Here is a 25,201-nt window from a genome sequence, read left to right on the forward strand (position 1 = left end):
TTGTGCCTAAAAAAACGTTCAGTCAACTTTTAACAGCTTATCAAAATCCACTTTCAGATCATCAAATTCAACTGCTTTCATATTCGCCTCCGTTATATCGGCCGTACGGTTTATAATATTGGAAACAGAACAACGCTCCTTCAAATCAAGCAAACGTGAAGCCCGGATAAGATTTGCATAATAAGCAACAAAAGGAATATGAAATTTGACCGCAAACATGATACCATGAAAAGAATCCGTATAAACAAATGAAGCATGGGCAAAGAGATCCACCCATTTTTCAGGACTGATTGTATAATGATTTTCATCCGCATAAAAACGGATATCATTTTTTCCCTGAGGAAGATGAACGGAGATCACCTTTAAACAACCGTATTTTCCTTTTATCCTTTTCAGAGCTTCCTCATGACCTCCGGTAATCTCACTTCCCAATATATAGGTCAGTATATAGGGCTGTACCGGTATATCCGTTACAAACTCTTTAAAATCATATATCAGGGTAGGATCAGGAACAATATCAGGCTCTTTGCCGGTAATCTGTTTTATCAACCGGGCCGTGGTCATATCCCGGACAGACAAATAATCAAATTTACCCAACAAAACAGACAATAGGTCCGCTTGTTTTTTACGGACATATTCATGGGCCGAACAAGCCGCATAGCTAATGCGTTTTCCCGGAAATTCAGGTTTCCAGTCCAAAAAATAAATATATTTTTTTTCATACAAAGAAGTCCAGACCTGATCACTTCCGACGACAATAGCGTCATATCTTTGAGCACACCACTCTCCTATGTTTTGTTCAGTAACAGGCGAAGATAAATGGAGATATTTTTCCCTGAAAAGATCGAACTCCGTCAGGATATCCTCCACGTCCTTATTTTTTTGACTATGACCGGACCGTAAACATGACAGGAAATACTCCCGGAATAATCCGGCTAATACTTTCCATGAGTTTATGCTCTTTATTTTATTACATACTCTCCGGCAAAATGAAAAAGAACCCGGACGATAATTGATAATTTCCACCTCATACCCTGCCCGTTTCAAAACTTCCTGCAAAGCATAACACTGCAACAATCCGCCATAATTATTACCAAAATGAAAAGTAAGGATACCTATTTTCATATTTTACACTTTCTTATAATTGAGATAACCGTATGAAACAAGCCCGTTTTTTGCAAAAAAACACGCAAACAAAACCGGCTGCCAGCCTTCAGCTTTTTCCACCGACTTTCACGAGTCAAACGTTCTATCAAAGGAAGGAGCAGCTGCCCTTCTTTCCACACAAACAATTTCCGGTTCCCGGATTCTTTCGCAGACATTTCCAAGGCAGGATTGGCCCGGTATAATTGCGGGTATAAAACGCTTTTACAATCCACCGGAATACTTTTCCACAATACTTCCGCTTTCCGGGTATTGAGCATAACCCCGCTGATTCCTTTGTCGTCATCGAAATCCGGCAAAACACACTCTACACCCCAAAAATCGCCGATAGTCATATCACTACCCGACCGGAACGATTTTGCAGGGCAGGCATAACACGAAGGCCGCAGATAGAGATTTGTCAAAAATCCCCGCATAAAAAGATTTTTAGAGAAACATTCGGACAACAAAACTGAATTTTTCTCCGCTCCGTCCGTCGCGGAGAGACGGACAACAAAACTGAATTTTTTCCAGCCTAATGCCTTATCCCTGAATGAAATGGAAGAAATATTCTGTGATATATCATCACTTGTATTTAAAGATGCAGACAAAACTGTATTTTTTCCAGCGGCCCTGCGGGCGGCTATTTCCTGGAGATACTTCCGCCAAACTCCCGGAGAAGGCACACCGTGGCAAATAAAATCAACTGTCAGTAAATTCTCATATTCCTTTCGCAAAAAAAGCTTCAATCCGGCAATCTGACAGGGTGTTCCGCAAAACAAAACCTTCCTGCCCGCCCTCAAAAACGTCTCAGCCTGCCTGTACGTTTCACCTGTCCTGCTCTGCACATATTTCGAACCACGGAAAGCCTCCAACCCTTCCATCGCCTCCGTATAATCGAGAACCACTTCCCACCGCCCGTCAAAACGGGCTCCGAACACCACTCCTCCGGCACGGATCACCTGCTCCGCCAGCAAACTAAAAATTCCTCCGGAAGAGCTCTGTATACGCACCTTCTCATCCGGATTTTTGGCAGCATATACTTTCAACGGCTCACGGGGCTCTCCCGGCTGAAGCCCGGGACACACCCTCTCACATAAGCCGCAATCCGTACACCTTCCTTCGTCCACCACCGGATAAAGAAATCCTTCTGAATCCTCACGCACAGCAATACACTGCTGCGGGCAACGCTGAATACAAGCTTCACAGCCGCAACAATCCTTTTTTTCTTTTATCTGAAGCATTTTCCCAGTATTTTTTTTACAGGAGCTGAAAACAAATCACGCTCATATTGATTCATACCCATAAACCAAAAAAGAGGTATATAAATTACGGTAAATACAACTATACCTAACCCCAGCTGCCAGACAGTATCCAGAGGTATGCATCTTAAAAAAAAATAAAATATAATCCCTAATCCCAAAGGTATAGGAGACATCTTCGCAATCTCTATCCAAAACCGGATAATTTCAATATGAATCCTTTTGTGATAATAGATATTCATAGCTATAATCTGGCCACATACAAGAGCAAAAGCTATTCCCAAAGCACAACCAATCCCTCCATAAAGCCTTGCCATAGGAATAGAAATACCTAAACTGACCAAAGCGATCACCACATAAAGCAAAGAACGGAAACGCATCTGATTCCGGGCCTGAAGAATGGTAATTCCCAGATTCTGAATCAACGGAACCGTCAACGGAACAAAAAAAAGCAGGGCTATGTAATAAGCCTCATCGTAATCTGTCCCGGCCCATAAATGAATAAAAGGACGTCCGAATAAAATAAACCCCGTCAGCATAAAAGCCATTACGATATATTGAATCCGCCCCGTACGGATAAACAAATCCGATATGGCTTTCTCATTGTTCTCTTTCGTTACCATGGCTGTCACCCTGGGTAAAAAAACGCCTGAAATGGCAGTTGAAAAACTCATATATATTCCCTGCAACTGAATCGCCACAGCATAAACAGCCACGGTTGCAGCCCCCTTGTAAATACCCAGTATAAACTGACCGGTACTCCAATAAATCCGGTCCATGATGGCATTCAGAAAAATCCAGAAAGAATAGATACTCACTTCCTTTAGGAATCCCCATTGAAAACGTCCCAGACAAATCCGGATATGAATTCTATGAAAACAATACCAGCAATTGACGAGGAGTGTTGCTATATTGAACAAGGTCGTTACGACAACCATACCTATGGCCCGGTATCCCATCAGCAGCAGTATGATCATAACCAGAGGGTTCAATATAATGCGTACAATATTTACCAGTTTCTGAAAAACAAAATCTTCATAGGCGGTTATTATAGAACCAAAGATGCTCAGGGGAAAGGTAAAAGCCAGATTCAGCGTCATCAGGAGCATCATAATCCGTATTTTGTCCAAATCCTCCGCTGTCATTGAACGGTCAAACAAGGCATTGACATTGAAATACAAACCCAAACCGATCAGAAACGCTATCAAACCGATCAGACTATACAACAACAGAAACATACCGAACATATCATACTGCTCGGTCATTTTTCCCTCTGCTCTGAATTTAGCGGTATAACGCACGATGGCATTCCCGAACCCCAGATCCAACACCGTCAGATAGGCAATAACGGAAGCCACCAATGCATACAAACCGTACTCATTCTGCCCCATCATCCGCAACATAAAAGGGATATAGAGTAATCCGACCAGATTATTCAATCCTATGGACACATAGGAAAGGAAAGCTCCGGCTTTCAATTGGTTTACAGCCATAATCAGTGAATAAAGATGAAGTATTTATTTACACTATAACAAAACAATGTAGCGAGTATTTTCTGAGTCATAGGACAGATGAAATGACACAATAAAAAACATACGGAAAGGCTGTCTGCTTTTCCGGACAATACTATATGATTTGAAGGAGGATCGGATTTCAATGTTTCGTCAACACATCAATTGGAAAATAACCGGGAAATAAATACGGAAAGAGGCCGACCGAAAAGTAAAACTTAAAAGTGCCCTTTTTACAGGGCACTTGGGATAAGGTAAAGCGATCAATAACTATATCTCAATTCAGCCTTCAGCCTGCAATTCGGCTTGGAACTGTGTATATCGATCGTAATTGTCGTACTGTGCCAAAAACTGGTCTTCAACTTACAGGAAACAGAGCCACCGGTCGGTATATTACTCCAGTCCCCTCCACCTCCGTCACTGGAACGTACATTTATACTAAAAACAGCACCGCCAGGCTCCTGTATGGTAGCTGTAGCAGAAATCGTAACGCCCCAGCCTTTTTTAGAAATCTGATAATGTGCATTACCATTACGGTCCAGGTCGATTTCAAATGGAATCGTACCGCCTCCATTACAAGACTGTGTGGTTGCTTGGGGAAACTCATCATTTCCTGCCAATTGATTTTCCACATGCTTCTGAAGCTGTGAAAAAATAATATCAAAACCCTTTTCTTCCATAATAATAAAATTTAAACATTATACACCTAACAAACGGATAATATCTGTGATATAAGGTTTCCCTTCATTCGGGAGGGGCTCAAATACAGCAACGATAGCATGGTATGTTTTAGAAATTTCCGTTGCAGTAGTCACTTTGCAGGTAAAACGGTAATTTGTGCCTGCTACGATTTGACTCGAAACGCAAATCGGATCGTATGTAGCTCCGCACCACCCCTTCATTACTGTTTCGAACAGTTTCCGATCTTCTTCTGTCAAAGGACGCCTGGGACTCCAGCCTCCGGGAAGCGTAGAATCGAAATCGGCATTTTTTTCGATTTGAATCGGAAGCACTTCTTCATAAAGCAGATCATCGGGAGAAGAGGCCCTGAAAAATGCAAATTGAATGGCCGCTTCCCCCGGCTCGAGACATTTAAATACAAAGTATTTTTTCAACGGAGCACCTATGCGATATTCTCCGGGTTCCGAACGTGTACCTTCTTCCAGGAGAGCTAATCCTCCTTCTAAACGGACCAAAAAATAATTGGTACCGATACTCGGGCTTACTTCCCGTTCAACAGTAAAAATTTCATTTACTTTCATGGCTTTGGATTTTTAGTTAATACTTAAAACACTATCTATCAATAGATAAATCAGTTTTCCTCATCCCATAAAGACCTCTCCCGTTGAATGCAAACAAAGCAATGTCAAATCAACATATTGTAGCATTCAATAGCCTCCCTCATTTCCGGCGTATATTGGGTTTTATCCCAACTTTCGATAATGCGGGAAGCTTCTTTTGCACATTCCGGTTCTTCTATATAATAATAACAATAAGATAAAAGCTTACATTTTAAAGGCGACCCTGCCATTTGCGGCAACAAGCGCTCTGCAAACGCCAATGCCTGTTGCAATTCCTTCTCCGTATTACCGATTTCCCGGGCATCCATAAGGGCGATAAGGGCTTCTGCCTTTATTGTAATATCCTGCTCTTCAGAATAATATTCCAGTATATCGGCAGACAACTCGGTTATCATACGTTTTATCGTTTGCTGTTCTTCACTCCATAATTTATCTCCGGATTGAATCTGATGTCTTCTGCCGGTTTCACAAAGGGACTCCAACAAATAGCTTCGAGCCAAAAGAGAAAGATTCTGAAGAGATAGGTTCATAATTCACAAAATATAAATAGTCTGTTTTTATTTGGTCGTCGCCGGGAGAATCGAACTCCCGCTCCCTGACCACAGCGACGGCGTTGCCTTCGGGGGTTTCCCCACCGGAACCAAATCCGATTCACGCCCGGTCTGTTACCCTACGCGTGTAGCAACCCACGGCGACGCCACCGGGAGACTCTTTTACGTCCAAAACTGTCAAAACAACGTCTGACTCTGAATGATAACAACACAATAAATGTGTCCGTTTTAACGTTCATTTAAATGAACAAATGTAAATACAAATGTATGATATTTTTTGTTGATATCCAAAATTCATATCACTTGTTGATTAATAATTTTTTACGGTGTCTGTTTTCAATTTCTTTTTTTAACAATCCGGTCATTGGGTTGTTGTCTATTTTATCGAACGTTTAATTACGCTTTTTTAGACATTCTTACCATAAAAACCGTAGCCTTTCTTTTTTCTTTTCGTTACTTACACAGATTCATTAAATCTGTAATACTATGATTGTAGCTTATTTAAGAGTCAGTACGGAACGACAACATCTGATCAACCAACGGAATGAAATTACAAAATTCGCACAGGCAAGAGGAATGACGATCGATCGTTGGGAAAAAGAGGTAGTCAGCGGACGTTGCCGTAAAGAAGACCGCAATTTGGGACATCTGTTAAAATCATTAAAATCCGGAGATAGCCTGATCGTCACGGAACTTTCCCGTTTGAGCCGGACGCTTTATGATATTATGAGTGTATTGAACAATTGCCTGGAACGTAAAATAACGGTCTACAGTACAAAAGACGGTTATGCTTTCGACGACAGTATCAATAGCAAAGTACTGGCTTTTGCTTTCGGGCTGGTAGCCGAAATCGAACGGAATCTGATTTCGTTACGTACCCGGGAAGCATTGGCCACCCGCCGTCAGGCAGGTATCCGACTGGGCAGACCCGCAAATTACAGGCCCAAACACCAATTGTTAAACGAAAAGCGGGAACGTATCGCAGATTTATTAAAACAAGGGGTGCCTGTTAAAACCATTTGTTTACGATATGGTTTTTCCCGCAGTACATTTTATAAACACTGGAAAGAAAACAAAATCAATCCCCCCTCCGACAGGTATTGATTTATTTTTAATCTACGATTTAAACGGATCAGAACCGTAGATTCGTTGATCTGCGAAGACACAAGACAAGCATTAATCAAACTCCAAAGACGGTTCTTATCCAAAATCATAGATTTCCAAGGTAGATTGTGAGTGCAATCTGAAATTCATGATTTCAAGCAGGCTTTTAACCGTCAATCATATACGCCGCAAGACGGCCAATACATAACGCCGGATAAACCGGAGATGAAACCAAAGAGCAGAATAAAAGCGCCAGGTAAAAGACTGACAATGACGTATTCTGCCATCCGGATAGCGAACGGCAAAAAGGATCGCAAAAATATCGGACCGAACGGCTTTTTCCTTATTTTGCCAACAACCGTCTCCCTGCATAATAAAATACTCTCCCCGAAGGGCGATAATACGATGCAACAATAGTTTTCCTCCATAGCGGAATAAAACCACATCTCCCCGCCCCAATGCCCTGTCTCCGGGAGGACAAAGTTCCAAAATATCCTTGCCGTCGCGGAGAAAAGGAAACATGCTGTTTCCCCGTATGTAAAGACTGACGTTTTTACCTTCCTGTAATACAGCTATCGCTTCTTCCAACAATAAATTCGAAACGGTTTTCATGAACGGAAAATGGTTTGGTAAACCAATCCGGCAGCATCCGGATCAGGCAAACATTCCAGGATATACACAGGGACCCGCTGTAAAACATCGGAAATCGTCATGCAAATTGCATCAGAGAGTTCTACGTCTCCCATTAACTCCGGAGGACAGGAAGGATACACAGCCCCTAATGCCCTCAATACGGATAACTCCGAAATTCGATTATACGGAGCTTGTTTCAGGCGTACCAAAGCAATTAAAGGATAAGCTTCGTTCTTGTAACATGGAGTTTTGCCACTCCAGGGAGAACCGGAGACAAGCGGATATCCTTCGGTAATACGTACAACCGGACTGTCATCATTTAATAAAACGGCACCGGAAATATGTTCGCACCATATACGGGTGTGCGTACTTTTACCGGTCCCGGATTCCCCTAAAAAAAGAACGGCTTTCCCATTGCACGTAATGACAGAAGCATGGATTGCTATCGTCCGCTGCATGGCAAAAGATATATTGTAAGCCACCCAGAATCCGAAACGCAACAAATCCGGGTGGGATGTCGAATCTGTCAGCACTTTACGCCGCCCGGGGAAACAAAGCAAATGAAACGAACTATATCCGTCGGACGACTGAAGACTGCATAGAAAACAAGCCTCTCCCTTATATATCCGCAAATGTCCGATCTCCAAAAAGCTTTCATAAAATAAGATACCCGGCACCGAAGGTAAAATCCGGTCCGTCTCGATTGTTAAATCAGGACAAGCAGACGACTCTTCACTTAAAAACGGGACAAAACATCCCATCCGTTCCAATAATTCCGATGTCCCGGAGCCACCGATCACCAACATATGTCCGGCGATACGATAAACTTTTTTCCTGTTTCCTTCCATAAATCGTTTCTTTACCGTAACTTCAATAACAAATGAGGATGTTTCAGGTGCTCGGCAACAGAATAACCAATACGGCTTACAAATGCACTACGGTAAACAAGTTTGTGTTTCCAGCGAGACGAAAAGAACCGCCGGGCCTTGAATAGAAAGACGGTAAACGCCGATTTTCCGATAGGTTTATTCTGCACAACAACACTCAGTACCTCATTCTGCATACGACGGTACAACTGCTTGTTCTCACCCGGAGGGACAGGACAACAACAAGGATCTATTCCGGTTACATCGAAAGCCAAAGCCGTAAATACCCGGGCAAATTCCAACAAACCCGTTCCTTCCAAGGTGTTCATAAATGCACCAACATCTACTTTCTGTCCACATTTTTGCCAAAAAAGAGCCCAATCGCAAAAATGCCGCAGAACGATGCCTTCGGAAGCGAAATGAACCGCTGCGTGCCGCAATAGGAATAATGCATTGAAATCTGCCGGAGGTGTCCATAATTTATTTGCCTGCACCGGCAATTCCGCACAAGGACAGTCAGCCAGTATATCGTATAACTTTTTCTCCAGGCATTTGTCAACGGTATCCATTTTTACATTCAGGAAATATTGATGATTTTCAACCGGAATGGCACGGTAATAAAATTTAGAATGCTTATAATAATCCACATTCACATCTATTCCGTTATCTTCTGCCCATTTATTCCCTTCTTCGTATTTACCGAACAACCACACGTCAATGTCACCTCCTTCGCGGTGAGCGGGTACCGGATATAAAGAAGCCAGTCCCAATCCTTTCAGTATCATTATACGAATTTCCTGTCGGGCTAATTCTCCGGCCAGTTCTCCGGCTGTACGGGTATACCGGGCAAAACGGTTTTCTATTTTTTCCACATTCAACACCCATTGCAAGCGTAACTCCCTCGGTAGTAAATACTCCGCAGATAATTTTTTCAATCCGTCCCATATCAAAGCCAGAACTCCCTGCCCGGAAGCGATTTTATATACTTCTTTCCAATCCTGCCCGGAAAGCATTTCAAGTTCTTTTATCTCCGCAGGGCATCTACCTATAGCAGTACGTAAAAGTCCGACCACTATTTTTTCATGCTCCATATCAAAGTATAGCTTTACATTGCTTCAGAGAATCTATCCATACCAAAGCATCGCGCTTCGCTATTTCTTCGGGGATCGAATAGGTTTTCATCAATAGTTCCACCACATTTTCCTCCGTAAATTCCTTATGCCTGAATTTTACCCATAATTCTTTGGCTGTATCGTTCAGAGAAATTACTTTGGTCATATCGGCACCCTGCGTGCCGTGCATAATTACGATATTTTCACCGGCAATCACCCGCAACCGGTAATCTGGATTAATTTTCATACTAATATTGATTTAATAAAAGGTTTGAAAGTCACAGTCCGTTACTTTCAAACCTTTATTACATTATTTAAATTCCGCCGGGAAATAAACCCCTGCCGGGAAACGGAAGTAACCGGCATAGGTCGCTTTCAGAGGTTCTGCAGCATTGAAATTCCACACGCTGACGTGATTGATCTTGTAGTCCTGACCATATCCCTTGATTGTCGCCATATACACTTCTCCGGTTTCCGGATCAACGCCCAAGCTGTTGTAATTCATTGCAGCATCTGCAATTTTACCCGTTATATTCAATAACTGCTCTGTTGTTCCGGAAGTAAAATCATGCCTGTATATCGTTGTCGACCCGTTTGTAAAATACACGTTATCTCCAAAAGCAGCAAAAGCCGGCACGGCACCCCAGCCTGCTCCGATTTTATAACTTCCCAATTCATTGCTTTTCAGAATAGAATAATCGGCCGGATCAATCTTCATCATAACGGCCGGATTGGATACTACAGAGACCCATAATTTCCCGTCCGCCGATTTCCGGAGACCCGATATATTGGCATCCATAGTAAGGGTATGTACGATATCCGTCCGTCCCGGTTCCAATACATGCAAGGATTTACCGGCAGCGGCAAATACCTTATTTCCGGCAACGGCCATCCGGTTTTTAATAACTCCTTTTGTACCTTCGATAAACTGAATCGTTTTTGTGGCAAGATTAAAAGAGTACACCCCATTATTATCCCGGATAAAAGCATATCCTCCCGTCACTGCGATATGGGTCGGCCAACTTAAAGCCGGAGTAAACTCGTCTGCTTCGTAAGCCACCACTTTTTCCATCGTTTTCGCATCGGCAACGACAAACATTCCGACTCCACCGTTTCTGCTGCCGTTTTGCGTAATGATATAAATTTTGCCGTCATTGATAAACAGGTCCTGTGCTACATTTCCCATATGTTCACCGTTAGCCCGGTAATAAATATCAGGGGTCATTACTCCATCCGGAGAAATATGACAAAGGGTTCCGGTTTCATTCGACATATTGCCTTCCATCAACACTAAAGCACCTTTGGTATAATCGACTACAGCCGGAGTCAAGGTCGTCAGGTCAAGCGTTTTCGTATAACGTTTTCCGGCAAGTAAATCGGCGTTACCGCTAAACGTCTGCACACCTCCTGTCGTTCCGACAGTAATCGTCGCCGGCGAAGCCGTGAAATTCGTTGGAGCGATCATCATATATACGGTTGTTGAAGCTCCGACAGCCAACGTTACAGGTTCTTTCACCGACAGTTGTACGACAGTCCGCTTCACCCCGTCGATCATATTACCGGAAGCATCTATCGTCTTCCCTGCCGTCAGGGTGGAAGTGATAATGTCAAATGTATAGTCACCGGCAATCGTCTGTCCGTTTCCGTCCAATTTTACCGTTTCCAACGCTATCGGAGCTGCCGTCGAATTGGTGACTGTAAATTCCAATAATACAAAAGCATGGCGAAAAGAAAAATCCAGTGTCTGATCGATATAGGTACCGACAGTTCCTCCGTCCAAGCTCAAAGAAGCATACATAAAATCGGTCACCCCGATATGAGCCGAGCTATTGGCAGCCTCCTGTACCTGATTATTGGAAAGGGTTGCCGGGAGACGGGTCAGGACTGCCGTTGCATCGGCACCTTCTCGATAGGGATAGTAAGCATAAAAACGATGTACACCCGAAGCTCCCCATTTGTATTTTCCCGTATAAGTAACGTTATCGGCTACGGTAAAAGTTGCAGAAACATTATTTTCACCCGATGCCAGTGTATATTTGATATTCGTTACATTACGGTCGGCATCGTTCGTCTCAGCCAGAGCCTTATCGGAAAAAAGTGCGATCGCATCGCTGCTGTTCCATAAAATACTGTAATCGTCGCCGATCGATGTGCGGGTAGACTCTCCGCTCTTTCCCGTTACTTTAAGTCCTTCATTCGGCTGCACCGAAATTCCGTGTTCATCCTCCTGACAAGCTCCGAACAAGCAGGCAAAGAACACGAATAATAACATTCCTTTTTTCATTTTTTATCTTGTATTTTTATTAATAATCAACTTCGTTTATTACCAGTTGCCTCCGTTATCCCAGGGATAGGATGAAGAAGCGAATCCTTTTTCCACTTCAATTTCAATGATTTCAACCACAGGCGGCTGATAACTTCTAATTTTTTGTTTTTCCATCATTATGTATTTAAAAGTTTGTGTTCCATCTTTCTATTCGACTTTACAGACGTTTTTCATTTCAAATTATTAAATTGTTTATTTCCGGATTGCAATGTCGTCCATACAGAAATATGCCGGAGTATTCATTCCATAGGTCCCGGTATCGGAGCTCGATAAAGTAAATGTCAATTTATTTACAGCTCCGAGCGATGTTAAATCGAGTTTCGTCCATTGCTGTATAATATCGGACTTCCCGTTCCGGTAATCTGCCAAATAAAAATCGACTGTACCGATTTGTCCTCCGTCTTTGTTATATCCGGTTACGGTCAGCTTAAACCAATCTCCATCTGCAAATTTTTTCGCAAAGCTATCTCCGTTCAGCATGGAAAGCACGGCATAGGTAGAGTTGGTTACATACAAATGGTCAACGGTCTTTTCCGTCGCTGTCGGAAAAGTAATTGCCGAAGTATAATCGGGTCCCATAATATTTTCAGCACAATAGACAATGGCAAACCTTTCTGATCCGTTCCGTCCGCCCAGTGATGTCAAAGGGTCCTTATAATAAACACTGTACTGATTCGACACTCCGGCAACCGTCATATCACAATTTCCGGAATAAGCCACTCCGCACCAGAAAGCAGAAGGACCTCCCATCGCTGCCGTATAAGGATAAGCTGTAAACGTCGCACCGTAACGGGTATGGGTATAAATATCACAAATACCGTAAGCATCCGTCGTTCCGGTGGATGTTCCGTAAGAAACGCCATTGTCTTCCAATACAATATCCTCGAAATCAATTACATCATACGTCATTGCAGGAGTCAACGCATTAACGTCCAAATTCTTCGTATAACGTTTCCCAGCCTGAAAATTCGCATTTCCGGTAAATTCCTGGTCTCCGGCAGAAGTTTTTACCGTGATACGGGCTGCCGCGGATGAAAAATCAACAGGGGCAATCAACAGGTAGACTTTGGTGGAAGCTCCGGCTGCCAGCTCGACTCCCCCCGCAACAGTAAGTCCGACGACATGGCTCTTACCTCCTTCGATCTGAGTTCCGGATGCATCCGCCGTTTTCCCCGAAGTAAGGACCGAGGTTTTCAGGTCGAAAGTATAATCTCCGGCAACCGCTACGGTTCCTCCGTCCAAAGTCAACCCTTCCAGTACCAACGTTCCGGTAGTAGAATTGGTAATGTGGAATTCCAATAATGAGAAAACATGTCTGAAAACAAAATTCAGAGTTTTCCCGATGTATTCTCCTTTCGTTCCGGATTCCAACGCTAAAGAGGCATACATAAAATCCAACTTGCCGATATGATCCGAATTATTTGCGCCTGCCTGAATCTGGGCATTGGGTAAATTAACCGGTATATACTGAAGTTTGGTATTAGCACCTGCAGCATCCCGATACGGGTAACAGGCATAAAAATAGTGTGTCCCGGGATCTCCCCAGACGTATTTTCCGGTAAAGGTCAGACGATTGTCCGAGGCAACTCCGAAGGTTCCGGAAGTTCTGTCCGCCCCCTCCGTCAACACATATTTAATGTTGGTTACACTTTGGTTTTTAAAAAACGGACCGTCGGCCGATATTCCCCATTCTGCCTGAGCCTTATCGGAAAAAAGAGCGATAGCATCGCCGGCACTCCATAAAATGCTATAGTGATCTCCTATCGAAGTCCGAACCGGAGAAGCATTACTCCCTGTCACTTTCAAACCCTCATCCGGCCTGAATGAAAGGGCGTGTTCCTCCTCCTGACACCCCCAAAGCAGACAGGAGAATAACACCGATAATAACAACCATTTTTTCATTATTTCTGTTTTTATCTTCTATTTACCGTTACCAGTTGCCTCCGTTATCCCAGGGATAGGATGAAGAAGCAAATCCTTTTTCCACTTCGATTTCAATAATTTCGATCACCGGGGATTGATAATTTTCAATTTTTTCCATAGTCTCTGATTTTATAATTAAACATGAATTATTTCCGTGTATCGATACTGATTCCTTTGACATGTAAATCAACGGCTCCGGCTACTTCTGTAGAACATTCTCCCAGCCAGCCGTTTTCCTGATTGACACCGCAATACACTTTTACAAAGTCGATTCCCGGTAATTCCACCGGATTTCCGTCGGCATCCACAGCCCAAGCCAGATCGATAGCCGATTCGTCATCTGTATTGGGATAATTATCAGCATAGCCATAACGAAAAGCATACAGGACAAAATAATTACCCGCTCCACTTTCATCCAATCCGTTTTCAGGTAAACGGGTTCCGCTGAAAGTTAATCTGTCTTCGTTCACCCAAGCAGGGAAATAAGATTGCCGGTGAAACATATTCTTAGCCTTATATCCTGAATTCCCCTGATTGTCTTCCCAATAAATATATTCGTCGGCAACCTCTTCCGACACAGGGCGGTGGTAGGTGATTTCATAATTACGAATTGTCCGGACATCTTTACCCGCCTCAAGGAAAAAAGGATACCAAGCTTCGTTCTCTGCTGTCTGATATGCACTTCCGGCAATTTCATACCATTCGTCATCCGGGAGTCCGTTACCGTTTTTATCGTAGGAAACGACGATAATTCCCGGTTCACAACTTCCGCCGAACGGAGCATCGGGACGGGGATTGGCATTAGAACCGAAGGCATTTCCTAAAATCCGGATATCCCGTTTTCCCTTTACGTTCACAACCGTATGGTCAAAACCGAAAACAATATACCCCCCGAATCCGCCCAAACTGACCATCCCTCCGTTCTCTTTTCCAACCAAATACCCTTCAACCTTGGTAATTATATCTTCCCGGGTATCTCCTTCGGTATAAGCAGGTAAATCATTGGTAAACTGTCCTACTGCCGGGAGGAAATCATAGATTTTAGCAATATACGGCGATGCCTCGGCAATACTTTTCTTTACCGTCACCGAAATGTTTCCCGTCTGACTTTCCTCTCCTTTTGTCGCCGTAACTTTCAATTTATAAGTGCCCGGCAGTCCTGCTAAAAAAACGGCCTCTCTGGATGTCGCCGCCGTCAGTGAATAAATCTCCGAAGGCGCACTTTCCATACTCCATTGCCAAACAACATCTTCTCCTTCCGGAGCATTCGTTAAAACAAGACGTGTCAAAACATTGGAAAAGGAGGTAAAGACCGTATCTTTAATTTCTCCCAATTGTTCATCATCATCACCGCCTCCCGGAGTGCCCGGACCGTTATTATCGTCGCTGCATGCCAAAAACAATGCACAACACAACGAAATCAACATTAAAAATTCAATTGTCTTTTTTTTCATAATCTGTTTATTTAAGTTACTTTGTTATTAACCACATATTTCAAAACCCACAAAAAACGGGATATAATGCAATTACACATAAGCTCATTTATACACAAAAGCAAAATGCCCCGGAATATTCCCGGCTGTCGTCTTCCATTTCAATTTACCTTCCGGCGTAAAACAATAGATATATCCCGTTACAACATAATTCTGGGCATCTGTAATAAAAATTTCCTTTGTTTCCGGATTGACAGCAATTCCGTAAGGAATCAATATTTTCTTATCCGTACCGTCGGTAATTATTTTGTCGGATACGACTTGTTGCGTCCGGGTATCCAGTATGCCATACGTCACCGTATTCTGTCCCGTATGATGACTGTATGCGACACTGTAGAAATAGAGAGAATCACCGACCATACACATCTCGCTAACCGGTATATTCAAATCGGCCACCACCTGATCCGTAATCGTATTGATGACAAATAAATCCGGAGCGACATCGTAATAATCCCCCCGGGAGGATACATAAATATACCCCCGTTTATCCAATTGCATCCGGTGCAGGTTTATCGCTACATCTATATCCTTGATTTTCCGGAAGGTTTTTAAATCCACCACCGACACCCGGCGGTCATAATCGGGAACCCGATATCCCCCGGAATTCGCCACATACAATTTCCCGTTATGAATAACTATTTCTTCCGGCTGATAGCCAACCGTCACTTTACGCGTCAGTTTTAATGTCGCCGTATCTATTTCTGCCACAAAACCGATTTCTGCATTGGGATCGATTGCTACCTTCCCCGCATACGAACTGACATAAGCCTTCCCCTCATGAAAAGCCATATACCGGCAATTAGGCACCTGTATGGTATCGATATGCCGGGTCGTTTCCACATCGAACACCTCGATAAAATTAGAACAGTTGATAACGGCATAAGCTTTCGACCCGTATATTTTAATATCGTTGCCGACATCCCCTAATTCTTTAACGATCTGCGGATTGCGTTCCGAATACAAATCACGGGTATATATGCCGGTCGTATAATCGAAATAATCCAGAGAAGCCCGGTTCATCCCCATATTCCCTTCATTGAGTAAATAAAAACCCTTAATCCGGGTATTTGCCAAGGGGTAAGAAACCGTTTCGGAGTCCGAAAGAAAAATAATCTCATCTTTCCGGCAAGCCCAAAAAGACACTAACAGCAGGGACAAGTATATAATCTTTTTCATCAGAAGCTAAGAGTTAAAATAAAACGGAAATTTCGTCCGGGCATCGGATAGTTCAGTACGACATCATAATATTGATTCAGTAAATTATTGGCTTCAGCTGATAATTTCAGAGTATAGTCCCGGTAACGGAAAGTTTTTTGCAATGAAGCATCGTGTGTATACCACGGTTCGATACGGTTGCGTTCAATATTATTCACCGCTCCGTTATAACGTTCCCCGACATAGATAAAACTGTAATTCACTGCCCACGTTTTATAGGTCAACCCACCGATAACCGATCCGCTATGCCAGGGAGTATAAGGAATCTGATCCCCATACGAACTAAGCTTGAAACCGTTGATTTTGGTAAAATCCCGGGCTTTCGACCAGGAATAAGTCAGGTTTGTATTCAGTTTTACTTTCCCGATCGCCGCCTGAACAGCAACCGTCGCATCTATCCCTTTGCTCTCCACCCTTCCCATGTTCGTCATCATCCACCGGAAACTGCTTCCGGTAGGCGTTGCAATAATTTTATCGGTAATCGCGGCATAATAAGCATCTGCCTGAGCCGTCAAAAGCGTGATAAAAGAGGCCTTAAACTCCTTTTTATAACTGACACCGAAGTTATACTGACTGGCATACTCCGGTTTTAATTTACTATAACCGATCTGGGTATAATACAAATCATTAAAGGTAGGCATACGAAAAATCCGTTTATAGAAGAAACGTAAGGTCAGATCCGTTTGTCTGAAAGGTGTATATCCGACAAATAGGGCCGGCGCCAACTCGTGTTTATCAGGGGATTTTGTATTGTATCTTACTTTTTCAAAAACCAATGTCCCCAACAAACTGGCTTGCATTTTCAATCGTCCGAAATCCACAGCCGTCGCCAAAGCTCCCCAGGCCGAATAACGTTCGGGGAAAGTAAAAAGAGTACCTACCCCCCGCATATCCGCATTCAGTTTATTGTATTGCCAATCGACGGCAAGCGATACCTCCCAGTTCGGCCGGATGGCATAGGAATGAGCCGTAGAAAAATACCAGTCCTGCTGATAATACCGGTTATCGTATTGCATTTTTTTGGTAACATAGTCTTCCATAAAAAGCACCGTATCACGGGACAGATAATGAGTATAATCCCAGGCAAATTTTGCACTGAATTGCATTTTGTAGCGGGGAGACAATTCTTTTTTCAAAAAAGCCTGAAACATAAAATTTTTATCTCCCTGCCGTTCTCCGCCCGAAAACACATTCCGTACGATCGCTCCCGGCAGTCCCCTGTCGGACTGGTAGTAGTAAATCTTCGCCTGCCACACCCCGTCAGACAATGTTCCATATAAACCGCTTTCTATCCGGAATGCATCTATATCGCTGTTTCTCCGTATAGCAGTTGTGTCATAAGCGACCGCCCCTCCGGGTGTCAACCTTCTGTAACGGAATTTATACCGCCCGTTGGAATGCAGGTATTCACCTCCGGCAGTTATCGACAGACGATCGGAAAATTGATGCTCGAAACGAAAAGAGGGATTACACAGTTGTATGGAACCTGCCTTATAACGCAAAAGAGCATGCGTATGCTTTCCCTTTTCAAAAACCGGACGTTTTGTTTTTAAATAAACAGCCGAAGCCGATGCAAAATCCTTGGCAGCCTGACATATTTCACTTTTTTGCCCGTTGTACAAAGCCACCTCTTCCAAGTCGTCCAAAGAAAAACGACTGAGATCGACAACTCCATTCTGGGCATTCCCGATTTGCAAGCCATCGTAAAAAACGCCTACATGATGAGAACCCATGTTACGCACGTTGATGGTCTTCAAACCGCCCATGCCACCGTAATCCTTAATTTGAACACCGGCAAAATAACGAAGAGCATCCGCCAGAGAATGAGAATTGAGACGCTGCAACTGCTCACCTTCCAAACGCTGGGCCGGGATAATCTCTTTGTACTGCCGGGCCACGACAACGGCCTCATCCAGAAGCTGCACACTATCCAACCTGCTTTGTGCCTGTAAAACAGCTATCATTGCCAACAGGCAAAATATGCACACACACTTTTTCATGTAATAAAATCTGTAAAACCACAAAATTCATACAGATTTCACATCACACGGGGAATAACCGAACAAGTAAAAACGTTACACTGAGAGTGTTTTAATAAAGTCAGAATACCGTTACACTTTCTCCCATTCGCCGCAGGAGCAAAATCTAAATACGCAAGGCAGGTCTTCTGACTTATTCCGTTTTGACGCCTTCCCAACCTTTAGGTCAGTGGCAAAGTATGTCAAAACATCTTTGGAACTTACAGCAGCGGGAACTGTTGCCGATTTGCACGGCATTCCCTTTTAATTCCATTCGCGAAAACGAATCGGAAACCATTGCGCAGCAAAAGTATTTTTTCAGAATGACATTTACAAATAAAATCAGAAATTTAATTTCATCAATACATATAACATATCGTATACCAATTAATTACAAGATATTATCTATATTTTCCCAACGTTTTATCTTTTGAAAAATATCGAATCCGGATTTGAAAAATTCTGCGACTTTTTGTTCCGGATCAGGATAGGAAAGGGCATCTTTCAACGTCAGAAAGAACTCCTTCTTTTCCGGTTTAAACAAAGCTTTATCCGGTTGCAGCAAGGATTCATTTCCCCTTATCGTTTCGATAAAAGGATAGGGCATGGCAAAAAAGGCAGCCTGCGGGAAACTGATATCACCCGGCCAAAACCCACATTCGTATAACCGTTCGTCAAAAGCCTTCTCCATAACGGGGTCCTTTTTACCGAAAGGTGCCGGCTCTCCGCTAAACACGATACAAGTCAGATCCATCGTACCAAAATAATAAGCCGGATAATGCACTTTACAGCGAAATGCCGTCAGATAACGGGCCATAGCACCATAAGCAAACAACATATTCTCTAACCATTTGCGGATAGCAACCTTATCGTAGCTGTGATGCTTGTCGTCCTTATCGAATTCCAGGGGATCATAAAATTCCTGCGGATGAACATTGATCAGGGTCGGTGAACCGATTTGTTCCAAAGCCGAGACAAACTGTCCGTAAAAAGCGGCAACACTCACGCCATCTTCCAAAGGTATATTTACTTTTTTCCCGTCACCGTTCATAAACTCTACCTGATGTTCTCTGAAGTTGAATAAAATGGAAAAAGGGGACGAATCTCCGGGTATCAGTCCGGTTGTCAATCCGTCCGGGACAAGATAGAGCCTTACATGTGCCCATTGGGACCGCTTCGGGCTACGCTCCACTTTCACTTTCCCCGCCATCTGCAAAAACAGATGTACCGTATCGGCCGTATCCTGCCATTCAGGATAATCCAAATATATATCTTCCATCCTTTTATTGTATAACTGTTCGACAATCTACTTCTTAAACTTACCTTCCCTTAAAATAGTTCTTCCTTTTAACTTTATTTAGAGCCTATTTTTTTCAAACAAAATTGTTCCCCTCTCCGTTATATCTTTCCGGAGGATATCGGAAAAGCGGGGTAATTTTTACAAATATGATTTATGAAGAGCTATACTCTGATTTTCATTTTCTATCTACTATTTGTTTTTCCGGTTTCCGGTAACGAACGGAAAACACTTCCGCAATTCCATTTCGGCGGAGCCTTACGTTTCAATTACAATTTTTCGGACTGGAACCGGGGACACAGGGACAGAGGCGGGGACTTCGGATACGATGTATTTCTCCTTCACCCGACAGCTTCTTACAAAAAATTACTGTTGGATGCCGATTTTCGTTTTTACAGCACAGCTTTCGGAGGATTTATGCTGAAATACGGCTGGATCGGCTACCAATTCAATCCGCAAAACCGTATCGAAGTCGGACTCACCCGGGTGCCTTTCGGCATCCAGCCTTCAGGAGCCCACAACTTCTTCTTTCAAATTGCCTACTATGTGGGATTGGAAGACGATTCGGATATGGGAGTCAAATTCGTACATACGGGAGAGCATTGGGAATATGCACTGGCTTTTTTCAAAAATGCAGAAGAACTGTTGTTCAGTGCCGATGCCGAAGTATCTGATGATCGCTACGGATATGACGTTGCCGGACGAAACAAGGAAATCAACCAATTAAACGGACAGGTATTTTACAAATGGGGAGAAAACGTCATACAAAAAAGCGGTGTATCGGCCGAATTCGGGCTGTTATATAACCTGGATACCCGGAATAACGGTACTCATTTTGCTTTTGCCCTTCACCACGAACTCTACTGGAAAGGTCTCAGTTTAAAAGCACAGGCAACGACTTACGCCCTGTATCCTAAAAATGCTCCCGGAGAAGACCGGACCCTCATCACAATGACGGCTTACGGAGCTCCTTATCTCGTTGCCGCCAAAGCCAATATCTATTCATTGAGTCTGGGATATAAATTCCCGATTCATTGGGGACCGTTCAAAAGCCTTCAAATATACAACGACTTCGGGTGGCTGCAAAAATGGAATGACAATTACAAAAACAGTTTTCAAAATGTGTCCGGCTGCCTGTTGACCGCAGGCCCGGTACAAACCTACATCGATTACGCCCTGGGAAAAAATCAGGCCTGGCTGGGGCCGGACTGGAACGGTTTCGGACCGGGAGGAGGCAGTGATTCCTGGCATGCCCGCTTTAACATTAACATCGGTTATTATTTCTAAAATCAAATTTATGCTGACAGAAATTTTTACACTCTACCGGGACCGTTGGGATTTTTTCCTGCAACTGATGTTACAACACATCACGATATCCCTTATAGCCATCGTCTGTGCAGGAGTCGTCGGACTATGTCTCGGTATTTTTATCAGCCGCTACCGGAGAAGCAGGAGTACGATTCTGGGATTGACGAATTTCATTTATACCATTCCTTCGATCGCTTTATTCGGCTTTTTGATACCTTTTTCAGGTATCGGCAATACCACCGCTATTATTGCCCTCACGATCTATGCTTTGCTTCCGATGGTAAGGAATACATATACCGGCATCCGGAACATCGACCCGGAAATCACAGAAGCCGCCCGCGGTATGGGAAGCACTCCCTTCCAACTCCTTTACCGGATCGAATTGCCATTGGCATTCCCGGTGATTTTAACCGGCTTACGCAACATGGTCGTCATGACGATTGCTTTGGCAGGTATCGCCGCCTTCATCGGTGCCGGAGGATTAGGCGTTGCCATCTACCGGGGAATTACCACTAACAATCCGGCCATGACTGTCGCCGGCAGTTTACTGATTGCCGTATTGGCTTTGTTCACTGACGGTTGTGTCGGTCGCTATGAAAGTTACATCAAAAAGAAACGCAAAATGAGCCGGGTATGAAAACAACACTACTCTATCTGCTTACGAGCCTGTTTTTATTCGTGGGCTGCCAAGATTCGGATACCACGATCCGGATTGCCACCAAACCGATGACCGAACAATTCATCCTGGGAGAAATGCTGGCCATACTGATTGCAAACAACACCTCGCTCCATCCCGTTATCACCAAAGGAATAGGAGGCGGAACAAGCAATATCCACCCGGCAATTGTAAAAGGCGATTTCGACTTATACCCCGAATATACGGGAACCGGCTGGCTGGTCGTTTTGAAAAAAAATAATTTACTACCACCACAGCAACTTTACGACCAACTGGCAGAAGCCTATCGCCAACAGTTCCATCTGGTCTGGATCGGTCCTTACGGCTTTAACAATACCTATAGCCTCGCCGTAAAAGAAGAAAATGCCCGTAAATTCGGGCTACAGAAATTTTCAGATCTGGCCCGTTATCCGGACCAATTCAGATTCGGGGCCGAGTATGATTTTTTTGAAATACACGAAGGGTACGATGCCCTGTGTAAATTTTACAACCTCAAATTTAAAAAGACAATGGATATGGATATCGGTTTGAAATACGAAGCCATTAAATCGGATAAAATCGATGTTATGAACATTTTTACTACGGACGGGCAGCTTAACGGTGCCCGCCTGACCGTCCTGGAAGACGACAAACACTTTTTTCCGACTTATTACTGTGCAACCGTTGTCCGCGAAGAAACGTTGCAAAAACATCCGGAACTGAAACAGGTGCTGGCTAAAATGAATCATATTTTAACGGATAGCGAAATGTCCGAACTCAACTATCTTGTAGAAGTAGCAGGCCAACCGGAACACGATGTCGCTTTAAATTTTCTGAAACGCAAGGGAATCCTGACTCAAAATTAACCTGGACTTATGAATGATTTTCCCGCTATACGATTCGATCACGTCTCGAAAGATTATGACGAACATACCATTTTAAAAGATATCAGTCTGGATATCCGGAAAGGTGAGTTTCTGACTGTCATCGGCAGCTCCGGCAGCGGAAAAACGACCTTGTTAAAGCTAATTAACGGCTTAATACAACCGACATCCGGAAAAATATATATCAACGGGAAAGACATTTCTCTGGAAAATCAAACCCTTTTAAGGCGTAATATCGGATATGTAATTCAAGGCATCGGATTATTTCCGCACATGACCATACGAAAAAACATAGCCTATGTACCCGGTTTGCTCAACAAAAAAGACAAAAAACGGACAACGGCAGCCGTCGGGCGGTTGATTCAAACGGTCGGACTCGACCCGGATATGTTGGAACGTTATCCTTCCGAACTTTCCGGAGGACAACGGCAGCGTGTCGGCATAGCCCGGGCACTTGCCGCCGATCCGGATATTCTTCTGATGGACGAGCCCTTCGGAGCCGTGGACGAAATTACCCGGAAAATGCTTCAGTCCGAAATTATCCGGATTCATCAGGAATTGCATGTGACGATCGTATTCATTACCCACGACATCCGGGAATCCCTTTTATTAGGCAGCCGGGTTCTGGTCATGAACAACGGATGTATCGAGCAGGAAGGTTCTCCCGATGAAATCCGCCGATCTCCGAAGTCCGACTTTGTAAAAGCCCTGACCGGACACGAAATACAATGACCTTACGACCGTTTAATTGTGGATTTTAAATTGTAGATTATATAAACAAATTCCATTTCTTGATAAAAAATCAACGATCAATACGTACAATGAATTATCCACAGCATACTTAAATAAAAAATATATGAAAAAGAAACATCAAAAAATCCTGACACTTATCGGAGCTATTATTCTTTGCATTCTGCTATTGTGGTGGCTGTTTGCAGCTACATTAATCGAAGAAGACGAAGAAATGCCTACCTCTGTTATTACGGAACAGGCAGAATAAGCTTTTCAGGGAACAAAAAACGCCGGACCGAATTCCGGCCCGGCGCTATTTCGTGATCATTTTCCCGGTCAATATCCTGCAGCTTGCGCTATTCTCTTCGGAATATCGGTATTGTCCAGTTTACCACTGAACAATTGAGCTCCGGCACCTATGGCATATACCGGAACAACCCCGGCTGAATGACTGCCGCTCGTCCAACCGACCATTGCAATGCCATCGAGTATCCGGATGGCCTCTCCAGCCAGTTGTTCGTTTTCAGAATAAAGATTCTTCTCCGGTTTCGCGTTTTTCGAACCAAAAGTATTTTTGTATACCTCCTTTAATCTAGCCTCCTGAGCTTCACTCAACGGCACCTGATTCCAGAATCCGAGATTTTCTGTCAACACGCTTTTCACATCTTCCCAACTGACTTTGTTTCCTTTTTCTTCCCGTAACTGATGAAGTTTTGCCGTCAGTTTATCCTTCGATACTTTCTGATATTGCAAAGCCTGTAAATTCAAAGCATATTTTCCGGTTCCCAAAACAATACCTCCGGTTTCATGATCGGCTGTAATGACAATCAACGTCTCGTCCGGATGCTGATTGTAAAAATCCAACGCTTTCTGTACAGCCTCATCCATATCAACCACTTCCCGGAAAGCCGTCGCCGCATCATTTCCATGACAAGCCCAGTCGATCTTACCTCCTTCAACCATCAGAAAAAAACCGTTATCGTTATTCCGGGTCAAAAATTCAATCGCATTCTCTGTAATCTGTGCCAATGTCAGATCATTCCCGGAGCGATCTATCGCATAAGGCAGAGAAAAATTATCGCTTCCTTCCTGCTGTATAAAAATTAGTTTCCCGGCATCCCCGGCTTTGGCTTTATACTCTTCCATTCCCCGGATTACAGTGTAACCTTCCTTGTCAAACAGTTCATACAAATTGATAGCCGTCGAATCTTTTTTATTATTGGGTTGTACAAAACCGGCTCCGGCATAGAAATCAAAACCGGCTTTCGGCAAATCCGTACCGATTTCGTAACTCATCCCACGATCCGGACGATGAGCATAAAACACTGCCGGAGTAGCATGATCGACACTCACAGATGTCGTTATTCCGACTTTTTTACCCGCTTCTTTCGCTTTTGTAGCAACACTGTATAACGGAGCCTGATGCAAACTGTCCATACCTATCGTTCCGTTTTTCGTCTTCATTCCCGAAGCCAATGCCGTTCCGGCAGCAGCAGAACAGGTAACAGAATTGTATTTAGAATAAGTGGTTGCAAAATTCACAACAGGAAATTGTGTGAAATGTAAAGGCTTAATACCAATCCGGCCTTCTTTTTCCGCCAAATACATTTCTGTACCGTTTACCTGATTTACCCCCATCCCGTCACCGATAAAATAGAATACGTACTTTGCCTTCTTTTCTTTAGGCCCACATTGGCATTGCGGCAACAAAAACAGCACAACTGCCAAAACAGATAATAAATAAATCGCTCTTCTCATTTTATTTTTAAATTAATTCAAAAACATACTGTCCGTTATTTAAGTTCAAAAATAAAAACAAAAATTCAAATACAGTCGTCTTCTCCTTCAATTTAATGAAAAAGTAACA

The 25,201-nt window shown here is 43.4% G+C and carries 23 protein-coding genes and 1 riboswitch; of the genes, 6 read left to right on the forward strand and 17 right to left on the reverse strand.

What is annotated here, in order from left to right:
• Positions 1-18: 18 nt before the first annotated feature.
• The 6 genes from BN8908_RS13275 to BN8908_RS13300 all read right to left on the reverse strand — a co-directional run bounded on the left by BN8908_RS13275 (position 19) and on the right by BN8908_RS13300 (position 5,747).
• On the reverse strand, positions 19-1,125 hold the full coding sequence (locus BN8908_RS13275; RefSeq protein ID WP_068691088.1) for a polysaccharide pyruvyl transferase family protein: 1,107 nt from the start codon (positions 1,123-1,125) through the stop codon (positions 19-21).
• Positions 1,122-2,387, reverse strand: coding sequence for a Coenzyme F420 hydrogenase/dehydrogenase, beta subunit C-terminal domain (locus BN8908_RS13280; protein WP_068691090.1), 1,266 nt, complete (start codon positions 2,385-2,387; stop codon positions 1,122-1,124). The genes BN8908_RS13275 and BN8908_RS13280 overlap by 4 nt, the downstream gene beginning before the upstream one ends.
• Positions 2,375-3,898 (reverse strand): oligosaccharide flippase family protein, encoded by a 1,524-nt coding sequence (locus BN8908_RS13285; RefSeq protein ID WP_068691092.1) that lies wholly within the window; start codon positions 3,896-3,898, stop codon positions 2,375-2,377. Before BN8908_RS13285 ends, BN8908_RS13280 begins: the two co-directional genes overlap by 13 nt.
• Before the next feature lie 281 nt (positions 3,899-4,179).
• A complete protein-coding gene (locus BN8908_RS13290) occupies positions 4,180-4,596 on the reverse strand; it encodes a hypothetical protein (protein ID WP_068691094.1) in 417 nt (138 codons plus the stop codon).
• Between the two features lie 18 nt (positions 4,597-4,614).
• Positions 4,615-5,178 (reverse strand): protease inhibitor I42 family protein, encoded by a 564-nt coding sequence (locus BN8908_RS18355; RefSeq protein WP_082989264.1) that lies wholly within the window; start codon positions 5,176-5,178, stop codon positions 4,615-4,617.
• A gap of 104 nt (positions 5,179-5,282) precedes the next feature.
• Complete coding sequence (locus tag BN8908_RS13300) at positions 5,283-5,747, reverse strand: hypothetical protein (RefSeq protein WP_021989309.1); 465 nt, start codon at positions 5,745-5,747, stop codon at positions 5,283-5,285.
• A 507-nt stretch (positions 5,748-6,254) separates the two neighbouring features.
• On the opposite strand from BN8908_RS13300, the gene BN8908_RS13305 reads away from it, so the two are divergent.
• On the forward strand, positions 6,255-6,872 hold the full coding sequence (locus BN8908_RS13305; protein WP_021989311.1) for a recombinase family protein: 618 nt from the start codon (positions 6,255-6,257) through the stop codon (positions 6,870-6,872).
• Between the two features lie 177 nt (positions 6,873-7,049).
• On the opposite strand, the gene BN8908_RS13310 is transcribed toward BN8908_RS13305, so the two are convergent.
• The 10 genes from BN8908_RS13310 to BN8908_RS13355 form a co-directional block, all read right to left on the reverse strand.
• The gene (locus BN8908_RS13310) at positions 7,050-7,484 is read right to left on the reverse strand and encodes a S24/S26 family peptidase (RefSeq protein ID WP_021989312.1); all 435 of its coding nucleotides are present in this window, start codon (positions 7,482-7,484) and stop codon (positions 7,050-7,052) included.
• Entirely contained in the window at positions 7,481-8,353 is an 873-nt protein-coding gene (locus tag BN8908_RS13315) for a hypothetical protein (protein WP_068691096.1), read from the reverse strand. The genes BN8908_RS13310 and BN8908_RS13315 overlap by 4 nt, the downstream gene beginning before the upstream one ends.
• Positions 8,354-8,364: 11 nt before the next feature.
• A complete protein-coding gene (locus BN8908_RS13320; protein WP_068691098.1) occupies positions 8,365-9,462 on the reverse strand; it encodes a nucleotidyltransferase domain-containing protein in 1,098 nt (365 codons plus the stop codon).
• 1 nt (position 9,463) lies between these two features.
• Complete coding sequence (locus BN8908_RS13325) at positions 9,464-9,730, reverse strand: PqqD family protein (protein ID WP_021989315.1); 267 nt, start codon at positions 9,728-9,730, stop codon at positions 9,464-9,466.
• Between the two features lie 63 nt (positions 9,731-9,793).
• Positions 9,794-11,767, reverse strand: coding sequence for a DUF5074 domain-containing protein (locus tag BN8908_RS13330; protein WP_068691100.1), 1,974 nt, complete (start codon positions 11,765-11,767; stop codon positions 9,794-9,796).
• Between the two features lie 234 nt (positions 11,768-12,001).
• Positions 12,002-13,711, reverse strand: coding sequence for a DUF4465 domain-containing protein (locus BN8908_RS18835; RefSeq protein WP_068691102.1), 1,710 nt, complete (start codon positions 13,709-13,711; stop codon positions 12,002-12,004).
• Between the two features lie 167 nt (positions 13,712-13,878).
• Positions 13,879-15,186 (reverse strand): hypothetical protein, encoded by a 1,308-nt coding sequence (locus tag BN8908_RS13340; protein WP_068691104.1) that lies wholly within the window; start codon positions 15,184-15,186, stop codon positions 13,879-13,881.
• 84 nt (positions 15,187-15,270) lie between these two features.
• The gene (locus tag BN8908_RS13345; RefSeq protein WP_068691105.1) at positions 15,271-16,401 is read right to left on the reverse strand and encodes a YncE family protein; all 1,131 of its coding nucleotides are present in this window, start codon (positions 16,399-16,401) and stop codon (positions 15,271-15,273) included.
• Complete coding sequence (locus tag BN8908_RS13350; RefSeq protein ID WP_068691107.1) at positions 16,401-18,440, reverse strand: TonB-dependent receptor; 2,040 nt, start codon at positions 18,438-18,440, stop codon at positions 16,401-16,403. Before BN8908_RS13350 ends, BN8908_RS13345 begins: the two co-directional genes overlap by 1 nt.
• A 140-nt stretch (positions 18,441-18,580) precedes the next feature.
• A riboswitch (cobalamin riboswitch) is annotated at positions 18,581-18,773 on the reverse strand.
• A 76-nt stretch (positions 18,774-18,849) separates the two neighbouring features.
• A complete protein-coding gene (locus tag BN8908_RS13355) occupies positions 18,850-19,737 on the reverse strand; it encodes a DUF5996 family protein (RefSeq protein ID WP_068691109.1) in 888 nt (295 codons plus the stop codon).
• 174 nt (positions 19,738-19,911) lie between these two features.
• Here BN8908_RS13355 and BN8908_RS13360 point away from each other — a divergent pair, with 174 nt between their 5' ends.
• From BN8908_RS13360 to BN8908_RS18850, 5 genes are all read left to right on the forward strand, one after another.
• On the forward strand, positions 19,912-21,042 hold the full coding sequence (locus BN8908_RS13360) for a hypothetical protein (RefSeq protein ID WP_068691111.1): 1,131 nt from the start codon (positions 19,912-19,914) through the stop codon (positions 21,040-21,042).
• A 10-nt stretch (positions 21,043-21,052) separates the two neighbouring features.
• Complete coding sequence (locus BN8908_RS18840; protein WP_021989325.1) at positions 21,053-21,700, forward strand: ABC transporter permease; 648 nt, start codon at positions 21,053-21,055, stop codon at positions 21,698-21,700.
• On the forward strand, positions 21,697-22,584 hold the full coding sequence (locus tag BN8908_RS18845; protein WP_068691113.1) for a glycine betaine ABC transporter substrate-binding protein: 888 nt from the start codon (positions 21,697-21,699) through the stop codon (positions 22,582-22,584). The genes BN8908_RS18840 and BN8908_RS18845 overlap by 4 nt, the downstream gene beginning before the upstream one ends.
• A gap of 9 nt (positions 22,585-22,593) precedes the next feature.
• Entirely contained in the window at positions 22,594-23,334 is a 741-nt protein-coding gene (locus BN8908_RS13375) for an ATP-binding cassette domain-containing protein (protein WP_068691115.1), read from the forward strand.
• A 124-nt stretch (positions 23,335-23,458) separates the two neighbouring features.
• Entirely contained in the window at positions 23,459-23,602 is a 144-nt protein-coding gene (locus tag BN8908_RS18850) for a hypothetical protein (RefSeq protein ID WP_021989328.1), read from the forward strand.
• A gap of 68 nt (positions 23,603-23,670) precedes the next feature.
• Here the strand turns inward: BN8908_RS18850 and BN8908_RS13380 are convergent, their stop codons facing one another.
• Positions 23,671-25,092 (reverse strand): alkaline phosphatase, encoded by a 1,422-nt coding sequence (locus BN8908_RS13380; protein WP_082989265.1) that lies wholly within the window; start codon positions 25,090-25,092, stop codon positions 23,671-23,673.
• Positions 25,093-25,201: the final 109 nt, after the last annotated feature.

It is taken from the genome of Culturomica massiliensis (assembly GCF_900091655.1).
GTDB classification, from domain to species: domain Bacteria; phylum Bacteroidota; class Bacteroidia; order Bacteroidales; family Marinifilaceae; genus Culturomica; species Culturomica massiliensis.